This is a genomic window from Cupriavidus sp. 22TCCZM04-2, assembly GCF_057798895.1.
Window position 1 is genome coordinate 106,816 of sequence record NZ_JBYOJS010000016.1, and the last position, 17,482, is coordinate 124,297.

16 protein-coding genes are annotated in these 17,482 nt (G+C 67.8%); 14 read left to right on the forward strand and 2 right to left on the reverse strand.

What is annotated here, in order from left to right; translation table 11 throughout:
- Positions 1–19: 19 nt before the first annotated feature.
- Both AC3FKG_RS22025 and AC3FKG_RS22030 read left to right on the forward strand, forming a co-directional pair.
- Entirely contained in the window at positions 20–1,654 is a 1,635-nt protein-coding gene (locus AC3FKG_RS22025; RefSeq protein WP_488744114.1) for an arylsulfatase, read from the forward strand.
- 8 nt (positions 1,655–1,662) lie between these two features.
- Positions 1,663–2,841 (forward strand): formylglycine-generating enzyme family protein, encoded by a 1,179-nt coding sequence (locus AC3FKG_RS22030; protein ID WP_488744115.1) that lies wholly within the window; start codon positions 1,663–1,665, stop codon positions 2,839–2,841.
- Between the two features lie 5 nt (positions 2,842–2,846).
- Here AC3FKG_RS22030 and AC3FKG_RS22035 read toward each other — a convergent pair whose 3' ends face one another.
- Positions 2,847–3,587, reverse strand: coding sequence for an IclR family transcriptional regulator (locus AC3FKG_RS22035; protein ID WP_488744116.1), 741 nt, complete (start codon positions 3,585–3,587; stop codon positions 2,847–2,849).
- A 213-nt stretch (positions 3,588–3,800) separates the two neighbouring features.
- On the opposite strand from AC3FKG_RS22035, the gene AC3FKG_RS22040 reads away from it, so the two are divergent.
- Genes AC3FKG_RS22040 through AC3FKG_RS22055 form a run of 4 tightly spaced genes read left to right on the forward strand, consistent with a single transcriptional unit; the run spans position 3,801 to position 7,589 of the window.
- On the forward strand, positions 3,801–4,793 hold the full coding sequence (locus AC3FKG_RS22040) for a Bug family tripartite tricarboxylate transporter substrate binding protein (RefSeq protein WP_483713702.1): 993 nt from the start codon (positions 3,801–3,803) through the stop codon (positions 4,791–4,793).
- Between the two features lie 9 nt (positions 4,794–4,802).
- Complete coding sequence (locus tag AC3FKG_RS22045; protein WP_483713701.1) at positions 4,803–5,978, forward strand: CaiB/BaiF CoA transferase family protein; 1,176 nt, start codon at positions 4,803–4,805, stop codon at positions 5,976–5,978.
- A 58-nt stretch (positions 5,979–6,036) separates the two neighbouring features.
- Positions 6,037–6,822, forward strand: a complete 786-nt coding sequence (locus AC3FKG_RS22050; protein WP_483714477.1) for a crotonase/enoyl-CoA hydratase family protein — start codon at positions 6,037–6,039, stop codon at positions 6,820–6,822.
- Positions 6,823–6,833: 11 nt separating this feature from the next.
- Positions 6,834–7,589, forward strand: a complete 756-nt coding sequence (locus AC3FKG_RS22055) for a 3-hydroxyacyl-CoA dehydrogenase (protein WP_483713700.1) — start codon at positions 6,834–6,836, stop codon at positions 7,587–7,589.
- 60 nt (positions 7,590–7,649) lie between these two features.
- On the opposite strand, the gene AC3FKG_RS22060 is transcribed toward AC3FKG_RS22055, so the two are convergent.
- Positions 7,650–8,654, reverse strand: coding sequence for a Bug family tripartite tricarboxylate transporter substrate binding protein (locus AC3FKG_RS22060; RefSeq protein ID WP_488744117.1), 1,005 nt, complete (start codon positions 8,652–8,654; stop codon positions 7,650–7,652).
- Between the two features lie 219 nt (positions 8,655–8,873).
- Here AC3FKG_RS22060 and AC3FKG_RS22065 point away from each other — a divergent pair, with 219 nt between their 5' ends.
- The 8 genes from AC3FKG_RS22065 to AC3FKG_RS22100 all read left to right on the forward strand — a co-directional run bounded on the left by AC3FKG_RS22065 (position 8,874) and on the right by AC3FKG_RS22100 (position 17,480).
- On the forward strand, positions 8,874–9,614 hold the full coding sequence (locus AC3FKG_RS22065; protein WP_483713697.1) for an IclR family transcriptional regulator: 741 nt from the start codon (positions 8,874–8,876) through the stop codon (positions 9,612–9,614).
- A 54-nt stretch (positions 9,615–9,668) separates the two neighbouring features.
- Entirely contained in the window at positions 9,669–10,418 is a 750-nt protein-coding gene (locus tag AC3FKG_RS22070; protein ID WP_488744118.1) for an SDR family NAD(P)-dependent oxidoreductase, read from the forward strand.
- The gene (locus AC3FKG_RS22075; protein WP_488744119.1) at positions 10,411–11,574 is read left to right on the forward strand and encodes an acyl-CoA dehydrogenase family protein; all 1,164 of its coding nucleotides are present in this window, start codon (positions 10,411–10,413) and stop codon (positions 11,572–11,574) included. Before AC3FKG_RS22070 ends, AC3FKG_RS22075 begins: the two co-directional genes overlap by 8 nt.
- A gap of 27 nt (positions 11,575–11,601) precedes the next feature.
- Positions 11,602–12,102 carry a MaoC family dehydratase gene (locus tag AC3FKG_RS22080; protein WP_488744120.1) on the forward strand — a complete coding sequence of 167 codons (501 nt, stop codon included), beginning with the start codon at positions 11,602–11,604 and terminating at the stop codon, positions 12,100–12,102.
- The gene (locus AC3FKG_RS22085) at positions 12,099–14,264 is read left to right on the forward strand and encodes an acetate--CoA ligase family protein (RefSeq protein ID WP_483713691.1); all 2,166 of its coding nucleotides are present in this window, start codon (positions 12,099–12,101) and stop codon (positions 14,262–14,264) included. The genes AC3FKG_RS22080 and AC3FKG_RS22085 overlap by 4 nt, the downstream gene beginning before the upstream one ends.
- Positions 14,258–15,028 carry a citryl-CoA lyase gene (locus AC3FKG_RS22090; RefSeq protein WP_488744121.1) on the forward strand — a complete coding sequence of 257 codons (771 nt, stop codon included), beginning with the start codon at positions 14,258–14,260 and terminating at the stop codon, positions 15,026–15,028. Before AC3FKG_RS22085 ends, AC3FKG_RS22090 begins: the two co-directional genes overlap by 7 nt.
- 62 nt (positions 15,029–15,090) lie before the next feature.
- A complete protein-coding gene (locus tag AC3FKG_RS22095; RefSeq protein WP_483713689.1) occupies positions 15,091–16,257 on the forward strand; it encodes an acyl-CoA dehydrogenase family protein in 1,167 nt (388 codons plus the stop codon).
- Positions 16,254–17,480 (forward strand): CaiB/BaiF CoA transferase family protein, encoded by a 1,227-nt coding sequence (locus AC3FKG_RS22100; protein WP_483713688.1) that lies wholly within the window; start codon positions 16,254–16,256, stop codon positions 17,478–17,480. The genes AC3FKG_RS22095 and AC3FKG_RS22100 overlap by 4 nt, the downstream gene beginning before the upstream one ends.
- Positions 17,481–17,482 lie beyond the last annotated feature (2 nt).

Consider the following 17,482-nt stretch of genomic DNA (forward strand, 5'->3'; position numbering starts at 1 on the left):
GACCAGTACTGGAAGAGACATGATCAAGCATTGGAAGCAAGCGCTCGCGGTGGCCGCCACGCTATGTGCGCTCGGGCCGGCCGCGTCGGCCGCCCCGCAGAAGCCGAATATCCTCGTCATCTGGGGCGACGACATCGGCTGGGAAAATGTCAGCGCCTACGGCATGGGCGTGATGGGCTACACCACCCCGAACATCGACAGCATCGGCAAGGAAGGCATCCGCTTCACCGACCAGTACGCGCAGCCGTCCTGCACGGCGGGGCGCGCCGCCTTCATCACGGGCCAGTACCCGATCCGCTCGGGCATGACCACCGTCGGCCAGCCCGGCGACAAGCTGGGCTGGCAGGCCGCTTCGCCCAGCCTGGCCGAAGTCATGAAGCAGGCGGGCTACCGCACCGGCCATTTCGGCAAGTCCCATATGGGCGACCTCAATGCCCACCTGCCGACCGTGCACGGCTTCGACGAATTCTTCGGCAATCTCTACCACCTGAACATCGAAGAACAGCCCGAGTACCACGACTACAAGGCCTACGCCGCGTCCTACCCGGGCGGCCCGAAGGCCTTCGCGGCCAAGTTCGGTCCGCGTGGCGTGCTGCACACCTTCGCCTCGGACAAGGACGACCCGACCGAGATGGCACGCTTCGGGCGCATCGGCAAGCAGACCATCGAGGACACCGGCCCCCTCACCATGAAGCGGATGGAGGACTTCGACGCCGCCGAGGTCATCCCGAGGGCCATCGACTTCATGGACCGCTCCCAGAAGGCCGACAAGCCCTTCTTCGTCTGGCTCAACACCAGCCGCATGCACCTCTACACCCACCTGAACGACAAATGGCGCTACGCGGCGGCGAAATATACCCACGAGGATGACCTGCACGGCGGCGGCATGATGCAGCACGACCACGACATCGGCCTCGTGCTCGACTACCTCAAGAAGTCCGGCCTCGACAAGAACACCGTCGTCTGGTACTCCACCGACAACGGCCCCGAGCATGCATCGTGGCCGCACGGCGCCACCACGCCCTTCCGCGGCGAGAAGATGACCACTTACGAGGGCGGGGTGCGCGTGATCTCCATGCTGCGCTGGCCGGGCGTGGTCAAGCCGGGGCAGGTGCTGAACGGCATCCAGGCGCACCAGGACATGTTCACCACCTTCGCCGCCATCGGGGGCGTGCCGGACGTTAGCGAGCGCATGCTGCGAGAGAAGAAGCAGTACATCGACGGCCTCAACAACCTCGACTACTGGACCGGCAAGTCGCCCGAGAGCGCACGCAAGGACTTCCTGTACTACTACGAAAGCAAGCTGGCCGCCGTCCGCATGGGGCCGTGGAAGTTCCACTTCTCGCAGAAGGAGGACTACTACGCCAACCTGCAGCCCCGGACCATCACCATGCTGTTCAACCTGCGCAGCGATCCGTTCGAGAGCTACGACAGCAAGGACTCCTACGGCCATCTCGTGCAGAAGGCCGCATGGATGGCGGGTCCGCTGGGCGAGACCATCGCCGCCCACTTGCGCACGCTGGCCGAGTATCCCCCAGTGCAGCCCGCCAAGTCGTTCGACCGCTCGAACATGGTGCAGGACTTCCTGAACCAACAGGCGCAGTTCAGGAAGCAGCAGGCGCAGCCGGCCACCGCGAAAGAAGCGAAGGAGTAAAAAAAAGCATGGCAGTGACGGCAGTCTTCGCGCCGCGCTGGCGGCGCAGGCAAGCAATGCTGGTGCTGGTGGCGGCCGCCGTAGCCGCCGCCGGCGGCGGCTACGCGTGGTGGCTCGCCAGCGCAGCAAGGCCCGCCGACCAGTCCATCCGGATCGGCGACGGCGTGACCGGGCCAGCCGGCATGGTCCACGTCCCTGGCGGCGAGTTCCTGATGGGCAGCGACAGCAAGCTCGCGCAGCCCAACGAAAAACCGGCCCACAAGGTGCGGGTGCACGGATTCTGGATGGATCAGCACCACGTGACCAACGCCGAGTTCCGAAAGTTCGTGGAGGCGACCCACTACATTACGACCGCCGAACGCCCGCCGGAATGGGAAACGCTGAAGGTGCAACTCCCCCCTGGCACGCCCCGTCCGCCCGACAGCGCCCTCGTGGCCGGCGGCATGGTCTTCGTCGGGACGGCGCGGCCGGTACCGCTGCAGGACTTCTCGCAATGGTGGCGCTTTGTGCCGGGCGCGGACTGGCGCCATCCCGACGGGCCGGGCAGTTCCATCGATGGCAAGGACGACCATCCCGTGGTGCAGGTCTCGTACGAGGACGCTCATGCCTACGCAAAATGGGCAGGCAAGCGCCTGCCCACCGAAGCCGAATGGGAATTCGCCGCACGCGGTGGGCTGGAGCAGGCCACCTACGCCTGGGGCGAGAAGTTCGCTCCGGAGGGAAAGCAAATGGCAAACGTGTGGCAGGGCCAGCAGGCGCAGCCGTTCCCGGTCCTCAGCCCGAAGGCCGGCGGCGCGCTCGGCACGAGTCCGGTCGGCACGTTCCCCGCCAACGGCTACGGCCTGTCGGACATGACCGGCAATGCGTGGCAATGGGTGGCGGACTGGTATCGCGCCGACCAGTTCCGGCGCGAAGCCTCGGCTGGCGGCATACCACAAGACCCGAAGGGGCCGTCCGACGCCTGGGATCCGGATGACGCCGGCGTGCCCGCCAACGCTCCCCGGCGCGTGACGCGCGGTGGCTCGTTCCTCTGCAACGAGGACTATTGCCTGAGCTACCGCCCCAGCGCCCGGCGCGGCACGGACCCGTACAGCAGCATGTCGCACCTCGGCTTCCGGCTGGTGATGGACGACAGCACTTGGGCGGACATGCGACAACGCAACGCGGCGTCAGCGCGCACGCAGTGAGCCGATCAGCCCTCGCCCAGCAACCCGTCGCGGACCTCGCGCAGCGCCTCCAGATAGGCATCGCGCTGCTTGCGCATGCGGTCGGCCGGCCCCGCCAGCGAGATCCCGACCGGCAACCCGGCCAGCCAGCCGGCGACCGCGAGGCCGTCGACGCCTTCGGCGCCCTCCTCCCGCGCTTCGTACCAGCCGCGCTTGCGGCCTTTGGCGATGTCCCCCATCAGCTTGTCGACATCGACGATCGTGTGCGGTGTGATCTGGCGCCGCGTGCTCTCTTCCAGCGCCGCACGTGCCTCGTCTTCGGGCAGCAGCGCGAGCAGGCCCTTGCCCAGCGCCGACGCATGCAGCGCGGCGCGGGAGCCCACGTCGATGATGTAGCGCAGCGGCTGCCGGCTCGGCTGCATGGCGACGACCTTCACCGCCGTCGGTTCCAGCAGGCCGAAAAAGGCGCTTTCATTGGTCTTCGTCTCGAGTTGCTCCACCGCTTCCTGCGCGGCCGTGGTCAGCGGATCGTTCTCGGCGATCTGACGGGCGAGTTCCATCAGCCGGCCAGTCGGATAGAAGCGGCGCGTGCGCGTGGTGCGCATCAGGTAGCCAAGGCTGTGAAGCGTATGCAGCAGGTCGGACGTGCTGGTCGCCGGCAGCGACAGCAGACGCGCCATCTCGGAATTGGACAGTTCCCGCTTTTCGCGGGCGAAGATTTCAAAAACCGCCATGGCACGGCCGGCGGCGGGAATCATGATGGGCATCGGTATCCACGGATCGTTCGGTATCGGACAGCACTATACGAAATTTCGTAAGCAACTGGAAGCTGCGAACGGGAAGCTGCGAATCCGAGCACGTGATACAGCGCATGTATTGATCGACATACCGAAAGTATTTTCCAGATCGCCGCCGCCTCCTTAGCATCCATGGAGCCCGGCTTCCCGGGAACAGAACGATACGACAGACAAGGAGACGACATGGCCTTCCACTCCGCCAGGCGACGCCGGATTGTGGCATCGCTGGCGCTATTCGCTTTGCCCCCTGTGTTGCCCGGCTCCCTGGCACTGGCCCAGACCGACTACCCGAACCATCCGGTCAAGATCATCGTGTCGCTGCCGCCGGGCAGTGGCGCCGACACCACGGCCCGCTTCATCGCTCAGCATCTGTCCGAGACGTTCCACCAGCCTTTCGTGGTCGAGAACCGCCCCGGCGCCAACGGCTTCATCGGCGCGCGCGCGGCGGCCGAGGCGGCGCCCGACGGCTACACGCTGTTCATCGGCAGCAACTCGTCGATGGTCACGAACGCTGCCGTGTTCAAAACCCTGCCCTACGACCCGGTCAAGGACTTCGTGCCGGTGGAGCGCATCGCGCGTTTCGCCATGGTCGTGGTGGTGCCGTCCAGCTCCCCGTACAGGACGCTCGGCGACCTCGTCAGCGCCGCCCGCAAGACGCCCGGCAAGCTGAATTTCGCTGCCGGCAGCGCGGGCTACCAGGTCTACGTCGAACTGTTCCATGAACGCTTCGGCATTAAGGGCAACCCCATTGCGTACAAGGGCACCGCGCCGGCCATGACCGACACGGCCGCCGGCAACGTGGACTACTCCATCGGCGAGATCAGCGCGGTACTGCCGCTGATCCGCGCCGGCCGCATGCGCGCGCTGGCCGTGACCGACTCCCGCCGCCTGAAGGAACTGCCAAAGGTGCCCACGGTGGCCGAAAGCGGCGCGCCAGGCTTCGAGGTCACTGCCTGGACTGGCCTGTTCGCCCCGGCCAGGGTGCCCGCGCCGGTCGTCAAGGCGCTTTCGGACGCCGTGCGCACGGGGATGCAGCAACCCGACAGCGTGAAGTTCATCGAAAACCTTGGCGCCACCGTCTACCCGGGCGGCCCGCAGCAGTTGCGCGACTTCCAGCTCGCCGAGATACAGCGCACGCGCGACATCGTCAGGACCGCCGGCATTCCGGTGGAGTAAGGACTTCCCATGCAAGCACCAGACGTGAAGAAAGGCCCGCTCGCGGGCATCAGGGTCATCGAACTGGCCGGGATCGGCCCCGGCCCGCTGGCCGGCATGATCCTGGCCGACATGGGCGCGGAAGTGCTGCGCATCGAGCGACCGGGCGACGCCGACCTCGGCGTGAAGCGCGAGCGCCGCTTCGACCTTATGCTGCGCAACCGCAAGCCGATCGTGCTGGACCTGAAGGACCCGCAGGCCGTCGCCACCGTGCTCGAACTGGTCGAGAAGGCTGACGCACTGATCGAGGGCTTCCGTCCCGGCGTGACCGAGCGCATGGGCCTCGGCCCGGACGCCTGCCTGGCGCGCAATCCGCGCCTCGTCTACGGCCGCATCACCGGCTGGGGCCAGCACGGTCCGCTGGCACACACGGCCGGCCACGACATCAACTACATCGCCCTCACCGGGGCGCTCAACGCCATCGGCCAGCGCGGCGGACCGCCGGCGATTCCCCCGGCCTACCTGGGCGACTTCGCCGGCGGCGGCATGTTCCTCGTTTCCGGCGTGCTCGCCGCGCTTATCGAGGCCGGCAGGTCCGGCAAGGGACAGGTGGTCGACGCAGCCATCGTCGACGGCGCCGCCGCACTGGGCGCTGTGTTCTTCGGCATGACGGCCGCCGGCCAGTGGCGCCAGGAGCGCGGCACCAACGTCCTCGACTCCGGCGCGCACTACTACAACGTCTACCAGTGCAAGGACGGTGGCTGGATCTCGATCGGCCCGATCGAGGCGCGCTTCTACCGCGACCTGCTCGCCCTGATCGGCGTGGAGCCGGTCAGCCTTGGCGCCCAGACCGACCCCGCCAACTGGGACGCCGCCAGCGCCGCGCTGGCCGAGGTCTTCCGCACGCGCACCCGCGACGAATGGTGCGCCCTGCTGGAAGGCACCGACGCCTGCTTCGCTCCCGTTCTCAGCTACGAGGAAGCGCCCCGCCACCCGCACCTGCAAGCGCGCGGAACGTTCGTCGAGGTCGATGGGATCATGCATCCCGGCCCCGCGCCGCGCTTCAGCCGCACGCCGTCGGTGCCGCCCTCGGCGCCGCGAGCACCCGATGCGCGCGATATCGCGCAAGTCCTGGCTGGCTGGCTGCCGCCCGACCGGATCGAGGCGGCGCGTATCGCGTCGGAACAGGCGTGCAGGTCCTCCTGAACATGCCTCGTTCCCAATCGGCCGGAGCATCCGGCCCCTCTACATGCCTACGCAAACCATGAGTCCTTTCCTCGATATCCAACGCGAAGGCGCCATCGCCATCGTCACCATGAACCGTCCGGAGACGCGCAACGCACTCTCGGACAACGACGCCGTGGAGGCACTGGTCGAGATGTGCGAAGCCGTGAACCGCGACCATGCCGTGCGCGTGGTCGTGCTCACTGGCGCCGGTCCGGCCTTTTCCTCCGGCGGCAACCTGAAGAGCCTGCGTGAAACCTTCGGCCGCGAGTCGGGCGAGCCGGTAATGGCCCGCTATGCCTACCGCGATGGCATCCAGCGCCTGCCACTGGCGCTCTCGAACCTGGAAGTGCCGGTGATCGCCGCCGTCAACGGTCCGGCACTCGGCGCGGGCAATGATCTGGTCTGCACCTGCGACATCCGCATCGCGTCCGAGAAGGCCATCTTCGCCGCCACCTTCGTCAAGCTCGGCCTGATCCCGGGCGACGGCGGCGCGTGGTTGCTGCCGCGTGCCGTCGGCATGTCGCGCGCGGCGGAGCTTTGCTTTACCGGCGACACCATCGACGCCGCGCAGGCGCTCGAATGGGGCCTGGTTTCCCGCGTGGTGCCGCCCGAGGCGCTGATGCCCGCGGCGATGGAGCTGGCGCAACGCATCGCCGCCAATCCGGGCCATGCGCTGCGCATGGCGAAGCGGCTGCTGAAGGAAGGCCAGCACGCCCGCCTCGACACCATCCTTGAAATGTCCGCCGGCTTCCAGGCGCTGGCCCACCACACCGCCGACCACGAGGCTGCGCTCGACAGCTACATGGCGAAGCTGAAGCGTTAAGGGGACACGCCATGGAAATCCGCGACAACGTCTTCCTCGTCACCGGCGGCGCCTCGGGCCTCGGTGAAGCCACCGCCCGCCTTCTGGCCGCAGCCGGCGGCAAAGTCGTCATTGCCGACGTCAACCCTGCCGGCGAGGCGCTCGCCGCCACGCTGGGCGGGCGCTTCGTGCGCTGCGACGTCAGCAGCGAGGCCGATGGCCGCGCCGCCGTGGACGCCGCCACCGCCCTTGGCCGGCTGGCCGGGCTGGTCAACTGCGCAGGCGTGGCGCCTGCGTGCAAGACCGTCGGCAAGGACGGCCCCCATCCGCTCGATGTCTTCGAGCGCACCGTCCGCATCAACCTGGTCGGCACGTTCAACATGGCGCGCCTCGCGGCTGCCGCGATGATCGGCAACACGCCCGACGCGGGCGGCGAGCGAGGCGTGATCGTCAACACCGCCTCGGTGGCGGCGTTCGAGGGGCAGATCGGGCAGGCGGCATACGCCGCGTCGAAGGGCGGCGTGGCGTCGATGACGCTGGCCGTCGCCCGCGACCTCGCCCGCGACGGCGTGCGCTGCCTGACCATCGCACCGGGCCTGTTCGAGACACCGATGCTGCTCGGCCTGCCGGAAACGGTGCGCGATGCGCTCGGCCGGATGGTGCCCTTTCCTTCGCGCCTGGGGCGGCCCGCCGAGTACGCGAAGCTGGTGGAAGCGGTGATCGGGAACACCATGCTGAACGGCGAAGTGATCCGGCTGGATGGGGCGATCCGGATGCAGCCGAAGTAGCTTCCTGCGCTCCCGCCTCATCCGACAGGCCGGCTCGCTACCGGCCTGTTTCGCTTTCCGTCAGTCCACCGTCGCCCCCGACCGCAGGATCGTCCCCTTCCACCGCGCCCGCTCCGACTGCACGTAGGCGCCGAACTGCGCGCTGTCGAGGCGCAGCGGCATGCCGCCGATGCGGTCCAGCGCCTGCACGCTGGATGGGTCCTGGAGCATGGCTGACACATCCTTCTCCCAACGCTTCACTACCGAAGCCGGAGTGTGCGCCGGAAAGAACAGCCCGATCCATGCCGTGGACTGCGCCGATGGATAGCCCGCCTCGGCAATCGTCGGCACCTGCGGCAACGCCGGCAGGCGTGCCGCCCCCATGACCGCCAGCGCCCGCAGCTTGCCGCCCTGCACCTGTGCGAGCGTCGAGGCCGGATAGTCGAAGGTCAGGTCGACCTGTCCGCCGAGCAGGTCGGTGATGGCCGGGGCGCTGCCCTTATAGGGAACGTGGACAAACTTCACGCCCGCTTCCGACTGGAAAAGCTCTGCCGCCAGATGCGTCGCCGTGCCATTGCCGGCCGACGCCACCGCGAGCTTGCCGGGATGCTCCTTGGCATAGGCCACCAGATCCTTCACCGACTGGAACGGCGCCGAACTCTTCACCACCAGCAGGTTGGGCGACGACATCAGCGCGTGCACCGGCACGAAGTCCCGCGCCGGGTCGAAGCGCAGTCCCTTGTAGAGATACTGGTTCGTGGCCATGGTGCCCTGCGTCCCCAGCAGCAGCGTGTAGCCGTCCGGCTCGGCACGGGCCGCCACCTCGGTCGCCAGGTTGCCGCCCGCACCCGGGCGGTTCTCCACCACCACGCGCACGCCGTAGCGCGAGGTCATCTGGCTGGCGACCAGCCGGCCCAACTGGTCGGTGATGCCGCCGGGCGGCCCCGGCACGATCAGCGTGACCGGCTTGGCCGGGTAGTGGTCCTCCGCGGCTACAGCGGGTGTGAGGCCACCAATGCCCAACACGGCCACCGCCGCCCCGTATGCCAGTACCTGTCTGAGGAGCTGGCGCTTCGTTTCCTGCATTTGCGTCTCCTGTCGTTGCCCAAGGGTTTCCCCCTCAAGGCATTGTTTGAGCGGACCCGCATGTGCACCCGGCGTCGCAGGCGCCATATGAAACCGCACGGCCGTTTTACGACCATTCGAATTCTAGTCCTAAATCTCGAAATCTGTTGCATGATTTTGCGAAGTCTCGTATTGTTTTCCCATACACCGTACCAACGCCTAGTTTTTCCGGAGCCTGAATTGCCCACGCTGATTCCCGCCGCCAGCCGCACGATGGCCGTATTCGAAGTCTTCGCCCGCGAGCAGCGCGACCTGTCGAATTCGGACGTGGCGCGGCTGCTGTCGCTGGCGGACAGCAGTTGCTCCGACCTGCTCCACACCCTGCATTCCCTCGGCTACCTGATGCGCACCTCACGCACCCGCCGCTTCTATCCGAGCGGCCGGCTGCTGGAGACCGCGCGCCGCATCGCCGAGAGCGACCCGCTGACCGCGCTGGCGCAGGAGGCCGTGGAGCAACTCTCGGAGCGCACCAATGAAAGTGCCTTCTTCGGCGTCCTGGAGCCAATGGCCGTCAAGGTGGCAGCCGCCGCCGCCAGCCGGCTGCCGCTGCGCTACATCCTCGACGTGGGCGAGCGTGTGGCGCTGCATGCGTCGGCGCTGGGCAAGTCGATGCTGGGCCTGCTGCCCGAGGAGGAGGCCCGCGCCCGCCTCGACGCCATCCGCCGTCCCGCCGTCACCCCGCACACCGTGGTCGACGTGGACCGCCTGCTGGATCAGCTCCAGCGCGGCCGCGAGCTTGGCTGGTACGAGGCCCACGACGAAGGCACGCCCGGCGTGACGGCGCTGGCGGTCTCGCTCTGGATGGGCGGACAGCCCGTCGGGCTCTCGCTGGCCGGACCGGTCGACCGCATCGAGAAGAACCGGGAACCCTATCTGTCGGCGCTGCGCGAAATCAGCCAGGCGCTGCAGGCCGACAACTGACCCGCCCCAATCTGGCAATTACGCAACCGGCAACACGCAACAACTGGAGAAGACATGGATCTTGGATTGAACGATCGCGTGGCGATCATCACCGGCTCGGCGCGCGGCATCGGTGCCGAGACGGCACGCATGCTGGCGAAGGAAGGCGCTTCGGTCGTCGTGACCGATCTCGACCTCGCTGAAGCCGAAGAGAACGCCCGCATCATCGAGGCTGCCGGCGGCAAGGCCATCGCCGTGGCCTGCGACGTGCGCAAGGAAGAACAGGTCAAGCAGCTTGCCGGCGCCGCGCTGGAAGCCTTCGGCCGCATCGACGTGCTGGTGAACAACGCCGGCCTGGTCAAGGACCGCACCATCCTCAAGATGGAAGAAGCCGACTGGGACCTGGTGCTCGACGTCACCCTGAAGGGCGCCTTCCATTGCTGCCGCGCCGTGCTGCCCGCGATGCATGAACGCGGCTGGGGCCGCATCATCAACATCAGCTCGCGCGCGCTGTTCGGCAACCCGGGCCAGGCCAACTACTCGACCGCCAAGGCCGGGATCCTCGGCCTGACCCGCGCGCTGTCGCTGGAGCAGGCACGCAAGGGCGTGACGGTCAACGCCATCGCCCCGGGCTACATCGAGACCGAGTACATCAAGAGCCTGCCCAACTACGAGACCATCCTTGCCAACGTGATGGCAAAGAACGCGGTCACCTTCCCGGGCCAGACCAGCGACATCGCCGGCGCCGTGTGCTTCATGGCTTCGGAGCACGCCCGCTACATCACCGGCACCACCCTGTTCGTGACGGGAGGCCGCTATGGCTGATCCGATGGTTGACGTTGACGGTCTCGACAGCGACCAGCAACTGCTGCGCGACAACATTCGCCGCTACCTCAAGGAGAACATCGCGCCGCGCATCCCGCAGGCGGAGCGCGACAAGAAGTTCCCGCACGAGGCCATGACCGGCCTGATCGACTTCGGCTACTTCGGCGGCATCCTGCCGGAAGCCGACGGCGGCCTGGGCCTCGACTACCCGACCTGGGCCGTGATGATGGAAGAAGCCGGCTACAGCTGGCTGTCGCTGCGCATCCTGCTCAACGGGCTGAACATTGTCTCCGGCATCATCAACGCCTACGGCACCGAGGAACAGAAGGCGCGCTTCGTGCGCCCGCTGCTGCGCAACGAGCGCAAGCCGTTCGTGTCGATCTCCGAGCCGGACGTGGGCTCGAACGTGGCCGAGGTCAAGACCCGCGCCGACAAGCGCGGCGACCGCTACGTCCTGAACGGCAGCAAGCTGTGGGTGACCAACGGCATATTCGCCGACTTCGGCATCGTTGTCGCCCGCACCTACAGCGAGACCTGCAACGGCGAGCTGTCGCTGTTCCTGGTCGAGCACGACGTGACCAAGTACGACGCCACTCCGGTCGACGTGGTGTTCACCCGCAGCACCGGCACCGCCGCATTCAGCTTCGACAACGCCGAAATCCCGGCCGCCAACCTGATCGGCACCGAAGGCCAGGGCCTGCGCCAGATCCTGATCGGCCTGAACTTCGGCCGCCTGAACGTGGCGATGGGCGCGGTGGGCGCGGCGCAGTGCGCACTCGACCTGTCCATCGACTACGCGCTGCAGCGCAAGCAGTTCGGCCGCCAGATCGGCTCGTTCCAGCTCGTGCAGAAGCACATCGTCGACATGACGATGCGCGTGCAGGCCGCGCGCTCGCTCGGCTACCGTGCCGCCCGCTCGATGCAGAACGGCACCTCGCGCACCGAGTGCTCGATCGCGAAGCTGTACGCCACCGAGGCCGCCTTCGAGGTCGCCAACCTCGCGCTGCAGGTACACGGCGGCATCGGCTACGCCACCGACTACCCCATCGAACGGATCTTCCGCGACACCCGCGGCGGGATGATCCCCGAGGGCACCACCGAAATCCAGACGCTGATCATCGGCCGCGAAATCCTCGGCATCAGCGCCCTGACCTGAACACAAAGACACCAGGAGATACGCAGCATGACCCAACCCGCCATCCTCGACCAGATCGCCCAGACCACGCTCTACTGGGAAGACCTGGCGCCGGGCATGACCTACAACACCTCGTCGCGCACCATCACCGAGGCCGACGTGGCCGCCTTCGCCGCGCTCACCGGCGACTTCAACAAGGTCCACGTCGACGCCGAGTACGCGAAGGGCACCATCTTCGGCCAGCGCATCGCCCACGGCATGCTGGTCGCCGCGTTCATGGCCGGCCTGACCTCGCGCTCGATCCCGAACCAGTTCTTCGAAGGGTCGCTGTTCAGCGTGCTGGAAAACCGCCTGAAGTTCCCGAAGCCGACCTTCATCGGCGACACCATCCGCGTGGAGATCGAAGTCACCGAGCAGAAGCCGACCAGCCGCCCGGACCGCGGCATCGTCAGCTTCCTGCGCAAGGCCGTGAACCAGCGCGGCGAAGTCGTGGCCGAGATGGCCGCGACCTGCCTGTTCAAGCGCCGCACGTCGGGAGAAGCACAATGACCGCCAAGCCAGACGCCAACGGCCTCTGGTTCAGCGACCTCAGCCGCCTGGTCGAGCCGCGCTCGATCGTGCTGGTGGGCGCTTCCGAGAAGCCCGACAGCATCGGTGCCCGTACCTTCGAGAACCTGACGGTCTACTCGCAGTTCCAGGGCGACCTGCACCTGGTCAACCCGGGCCGCAAGGAAATCCACGGCCGCCCGTGCTACCCCTCGGTGCGCGACCTCGGCGCCGTGCCCGACCTCGCCATCCTCGCCGTGCGCGCCGACATGGTGCTCGACTCGCTGCGCGAATGCGGCGAGTGCGGCGTGAAGTTCGCGATCGTCTTCACCTCCGGCTTCGGCGAGACCGGTGACGAAGGCCGCGCCGTCGAGGCAGAGATGCGCGAAATCGTCGCCAGGACCGGCATGCGCATCTACGGCCCGAACTGTCCCGGCCTGAACAACATGAACGCGCGCCTCGGCATGACGTTCTCGCCGGCCTGGCGCATCGACAACGCCAGGCCCGGCCCCATCGGCGTGGCCACGCAGGGCGGCGGGCTGGGCCGCTCGTTCATCCAGTCGATGGACCGCGGCGTCGGCATCGGCCTGTGGTGCTCGGGCGGCAACGAGGCCGACCTGGAGGTCAGCGACTATATCCACTACATGGCGGATGCGCCCGACATCAAGGTCATCGTCACCACGCTCGAAGGCGTGCGCAACGGCCCGCGCTTCATGGCCGCCGCGCTGCATGCCGCGCGCCGGGGCAAGCCCATCGTGGCGCTGAAGGTCGGCAAGTCGGAAATCGGCGCCAAGGCCGCCGCCTCGCACACCGCCGCCATCGCCGGCGTGGCCGAGATCAACAGCGCGGTGTTCCGCGAACTCGGCATCATCGAGGTCGACGACATCGACGAACTGATCGACGTGGCCTCGCTGCTGTCGCGCGCCACGCCGACCGGCAAGGAGCAGCTCGCCGTCTACAGCTTCTCGGGCGGCACGGCGGCGCTGTGCACCGACATGGTGGGCATCGCCGGCCTGACGCTGTCGAGGTTCGCGCCGCAGACGCTTGAAGCGCTGGGCCGCGCCCTGCCCGGCTATGCCGCCTTCGACAACCCGGTGGACGTGACCGCCGAGGTGCTGGTCAATGCCGAAGTCGGCTACGCCGCGCTCAAGGCCACGGCCAGCGACCCGAATACCGACCTCGTGCTGGTCCCGATTCCCGTCGAGTACGGCAAGACCAGCGCCATGCTGGCCGACAGCATGGTCCGCGTGCAGTCCGAGGAAAGCACGCCCATCGTGCCGGTCTGGATGAGCGACCGCACCGGCGAAGGCCAGCGCAAGATGATCGAGGGCGGCCTGATGCCCATGCGCGCGGTCGGCAACGCGGTGCTGGCCGTGAAGCGGTTCATCGAGTACGGCAAGTGGCAGGCGCAGTTCGATCACGGCTGGCGTCCGCTCGGCGAGATTGCTCCGCGCAAGGCCGAAGGCGCCTCTGCATCCCTGTCCGAAGCCGCCGGCAAGGCCCTGCTGGCCAGCGCCGGCGTGACCGTGCCGGGCGGCGTGGTCGCCACCACGGCCGACGAGGCCGCGCAGGCCTTCCGCAAGGTGGCCGCGCAAGGCACCGGCAAGATCGTCATGAAGATCGTCAGCGCGGCCATCACGCACAAGACCGACATCGGCGGCGTGCGCCTGGGCATTGCGTCGGAAGACGCCGCCCGCGCGGCCTTCGAGGAGATCCACGCCAACGGCTGCAAGGCCGCGCCCGCGGACCGGATCGAAGGCGTGCTGGTCGAGCCGATGCTGCCGTCGCCGTTCGTGGAGGCCGTGGTCGGCATCCACCGCGACGAGGTGTTCGGCCACGTCTGCACCTTCGGCCTCGGCGGCGTGGCCATCGAGCTGTTCAAGGACGTCAGCCGCCGCCTGCTGCCGCTCACGCCGCAATCGGCACGCGCGATGATCGCCGAGACGCGCTGCTACGAACTGCTGAAGGGCCATCGCGGCCAGGCGGCATACGACATCGACGCCCTGGCGGACACGCTGGTCAGGTTGTCGGACTTCGTGGCAAAGCACGCCGACCGCATCGACGAACTCGAAATCAACCCCCTTGCGGTGCGCCCGCAGGGCCAGGGCGTGGTGGCGCTGGACGCCGTCATCTCCTACCGTGGCACGGAGCCTTCCCAATGGTAAAGACCGAAATCGGCTATACGACGACCGACACCATCATGGTGCGCGGCAAGAACCTGTCCACCGAGATCATCGGCAAGTTCGACTTCGTCGACATGATCTTCTTCACCACGCTCTCGCGCATGCCCACGCCGCGCGAGAAGGTCATGGTCAATGCGCTGCTGGTGACCACCGCCGACCATGGCATCACCCCGAGCTCGCTGTCGGCCCGCCTGACATACATCGGCGCGCCGGAAGCCCTGCAAGGCGCGGTGGCAACCGGCCTGCTCGGCGCGGGCAGCGTGTTCCTGGGCCCGATGCAGAACGCCGCCGAGATGCTGCTCGAAGGCGCGAAGGAACTGCGCGCCGATGCGACCGACCCGGACGTCATGCAGGCCGCGCGCGATGTCATCCGCCGCCACAAGGAGCGCCGCCAGCAAGTCTTCGGCGTGGGCCACCCCATCCACGTCGACGGCGACCCGCGTGTGCCCGCCCTGCGCGACCTGTCGCGCGAGAACGGCTACTACGGCCTGCACTGGCGCCTGATGGAAGCCATCTCGGAAGTGCTGATGACCGAGCACAACCGCAAGCTGCCGATGAACGTGGTGGGTGCCATCGGCGCGATCATCGCCGCGATGGGCCTGGACCCGCTGATCGGGCGCGGCCTGGCACTGGTGGGCCGTTCGGCCGGCCTGCTGGCCCACGTGCTGGAAGAGAAGAGCCAGCCGATGGCCCGCGAGGCGTGGGAACTCGTCCTGAAGGCCGACCCGCGCAACGTCCTGGCCTGACGTGGGCACCGGCCCGGCCGCCGCGCCGGGCCGGCGAGAAGAATTCGCTGAGAGACATTCCGATGCAGAAGCTCACCGCCGAACGGCGCATGATCCAGGAAGCCGCACGCCAGTTCACGATGGAACGGGTGCTGCCGCTGGCCAACAAGCTGGACCCGGAGAAGGGCCAGATTCCCCGCGAACTGATCGACGAAATGGCCGAGCTGGGCTATTTCGGCATCCTGATCCCCGAAGAATACGGCGGCCTCGGCCTTGGTGCCTACGAGTACTGCCTCGTCGCCGAGCAGCTCTCGCGCGGCTGGATGAGCGTGGGCAGCCTGATCGCGCGCGGCAATGGCCTGATTGGCGCGCTCAAGGCGCTCACGCCCGAAAAGAAGACCGAATACCTGCCGCGCATGGCGGCCGGCCAATTCCTCGGCGCCTTCTCGCTCTCCGAGCCCAATGCCGGTTCCGACGTCGCCAACATCTCCTGCCGCGCCGTGCGCGACGGCGACGACTGGGTCATCACCGGCAACAAGTACTGGTGCACCTTTGCCGACGAGGCGGACTTCATCCTCGTGATCTGCCGCACCGATCCCGTGGTCGACCCGAAGGCGCGCCACAAGGGCCTTTCCGCCTTCATGGTCGAGAAGCCGCGCGGCCAGCTGCCCGAGGGCGTGAACGGCAGCATCATCCCCAAGATCGGCTATCACGGCTGGACCACCTGGGAACTCGCCTTCGACGGCTGCCGCGTGCCGCATTCGAAGATGGTCGGTGAGGAAGGCAAGGCGTTCTACCTCGCCACCGCCGGCCTCGAAACCGCCCGCGCCCACACCGCCGCCCGCTCCATCGGCCTGGCGCAGGGCGCGCTGGAAGACTCCATCCAGTACGCGCACGACCGCGCGCAGTTCGGCTCGCCCATCGGCAACTTCCAGGCCATCCGCTTCAAGATCGCCGACATGGCCACGCAGATCGAGGCGTCGCGCGCGCTGCTCTATTCGGTGTGCGAGAAGATCGACGACGGCGGCCGGGCCGATACCGAGGCGTCGATGGTCAAGCTGTTCGCCAGCGAGATGTGCGAGCGCGTGACCAGCGAGGGCCTGCAGATCCATGGCGGCGCGGGCTACACCACGCATTTCGCCGCCGAGCGCTACTGGCGCGACGCGCGCCTGACGAAGATCTTCGAGGGCACCTCGGAAATCCAGATGCGCATCATTTCCGACGCCCTGATGGGCAAGGTGACGGCATGACACGACCGGCATCCACCGGCGCGCTCGCCGGCCTGCGCGTGATCGACCTCACGCAGATGCTGGCCGGCCCGTTCTGCACCCAGGTGCTGGCCGACCACGGCGCGGACGTCATCAAGGTCGAATCCATGGCGGGCGACGGCACGCGCCTGACCGCCCCCTTCTGCGAGGACGACACGCTGCGCGAGTACGGCGGCTACTTCCAGAGCGTCAACCGGAACAAACGCTCGATTGCCGTCGACCTGAAGACCGCCGAAGGCGTGGCGCTCGTGCGCAAGCTGATCGACGGCGCCGACATCGTGGTCGAGAACTTCCGCGCTGGCGTCATGGAGCGCCTCGGCCTGGGCTGGGAGACGCTGCGGGAGAGCAACCCCCGCCTTGTCTACGGCACTGTCCGCGGCTTCGGCGATCCGCGCTCGGGCGCCAGCCCCTACGCGGACTGGCCGGCCTACGACGTGGTCGCGCAGGCCATGGGCGGCATGATGGGCATCACCGGTCCCGACCGCCACACCCCGATGAAGATCGGCCCTGGCGTGGGCGACACGATCCCCGCACTGATGCTTTGCATCGGCATCCTGTCGGCCGTCCATCGCGTCCGGGAGACCGGCAAGGGCCAGTTCGTGGACGTGGCGATGACGGATGCCGTGCTCGCCATGTGCGAGCGCATCGTCTACCAGACCTCGTACACCGGCGTGGTGCCCGGTCCCGAAGGCAACCGCCATCCGCTGCTGTGCCCGTTCGGCCTGTTCCGGGCGCGCGATGGCTACGTCTCGATCGCCGTCGCCAATGATCCGCTGTGGGAGAAGCTCGCCGCCGCCATCGGCCGTCCCGAACTGGGCACGGACCCGGCCTTCGCCACCAACGCAGCCCGGGTCGCCAACACGCAGCAGGTCATCGACCTGCTGGAAGGCTTCACGTCCGTGCGCACCAAGGAGGAAATCGGCGCCGTGCTGGGCGGCAAGGTCCCGTTCGGGCCGGTCTGCACGTCCGCCGAGATCTTTGCCGATCCGCACTATGCGGTGCGGGAGATGCTGGTGGACGTCGAGCAGCCCGGCTCGGCACAGCGCGTAAAGATCGCCGGCGTGCCGATCAAGCTGAGCGACACCCCGGGCGCGGTTCGCCACCGCGCGCCGATGCTGGGCGAGCACACCGACGAAATCCTGTTTGCAGCCGGCTACGGCCCTGACGACATCGACCATCTGCGCGGTGCAGGCGCAGTCCGCTAATC

Bases quoted from the DNA above. Each gene is read 5' to 3' on its own strand.
- AC3FKG_RS22075 (WP_488744119.1), top strand. From the start codon at position 10,411: ATGGCTGATCCGATGGTTGACGTTGACGGTCTCGACAGCGACCAGCAA.
- AC3FKG_RS22040 (WP_483713702.1), top strand. From the start codon at position 3,801: ATGGCCTTCCACTCCGCCAGGCGACGCCGGATTGTGGCATCGCTGGCG.
- AC3FKG_RS22085 (WP_483713691.1), top strand. From the start codon at position 12,099: ATGACCGCCAAGCCAGACGCCAACGGCCTCTGGTTCAGCGACCTCAGC.
- AC3FKG_RS22030 (WP_488744115.1), top strand. From the start codon at position 1,663: ATGGCAGTGACGGCAGTCTTCGCGCCGCGCTGGCGGCGCAGGCAAGCA.
- AC3FKG_RS22045 (WP_483713701.1), top strand. From the start codon at position 4,803: ATGCAAGCACCAGACGTGAAGAAAGGCCCGCTCGCGGGCATCAGGGTC.
- AC3FKG_RS22070 (WP_488744118.1), top strand. From the start codon at position 9,669: ATGGATCTTGGATTGAACGATCGCGTGGCGATCATCACCGGCTCGGCG.
- AC3FKG_RS22055 (WP_483713700.1), top strand. From the start codon at position 6,834: ATGGAAATCCGCGACAACGTCTTCCTCGTCACCGGCGGCGCCTCGGGC.
- AC3FKG_RS22060 (WP_488744117.1), bottom strand. From the start codon at position 8,654: ATGCAGGAAACGAAGCGCCAGCTCCTCAGACAGGTACTGGCATACGGG.
- AC3FKG_RS22080 (WP_488744120.1), top strand. From the start codon at position 11,602: ATGACCCAACCCGCCATCCTCGACCAGATCGCCCAGACCACGCTCTAC.
- AC3FKG_RS22035 (WP_488744116.1), bottom strand. From the start codon at position 3,587: ATGCCCATCATGATTCCCGCCGCCGGCCGTGCCATGGCGGTTTTTGAA.
- AC3FKG_RS22100 (WP_483713688.1), top strand. From the start codon at position 16,254: ATGACACGACCGGCATCCACCGGCGCGCTCGCCGGCCTGCGCGTGATC.
- AC3FKG_RS22090 (WP_488744121.1), top strand. From the start codon at position 14,258: ATGGTAAAGACCGAAATCGGCTATACGACGACCGACACCATCATGGTG.
- AC3FKG_RS22025 (WP_488744114.1), top strand. From the start codon at position 20: ATGATCAAGCATTGGAAGCAAGCGCTCGCGGTGGCCGCCACGCTATGT.
- AC3FKG_RS22095 (WP_483713689.1), top strand. From the start codon at position 15,091: ATGCAGAAGCTCACCGCCGAACGGCGCATGATCCAGGAAGCCGCACGC.
- AC3FKG_RS22050 (WP_483714477.1), top strand. From the start codon at position 6,037: ATGAGTCCTTTCCTCGATATCCAACGCGAAGGCGCCATCGCCATCGTC.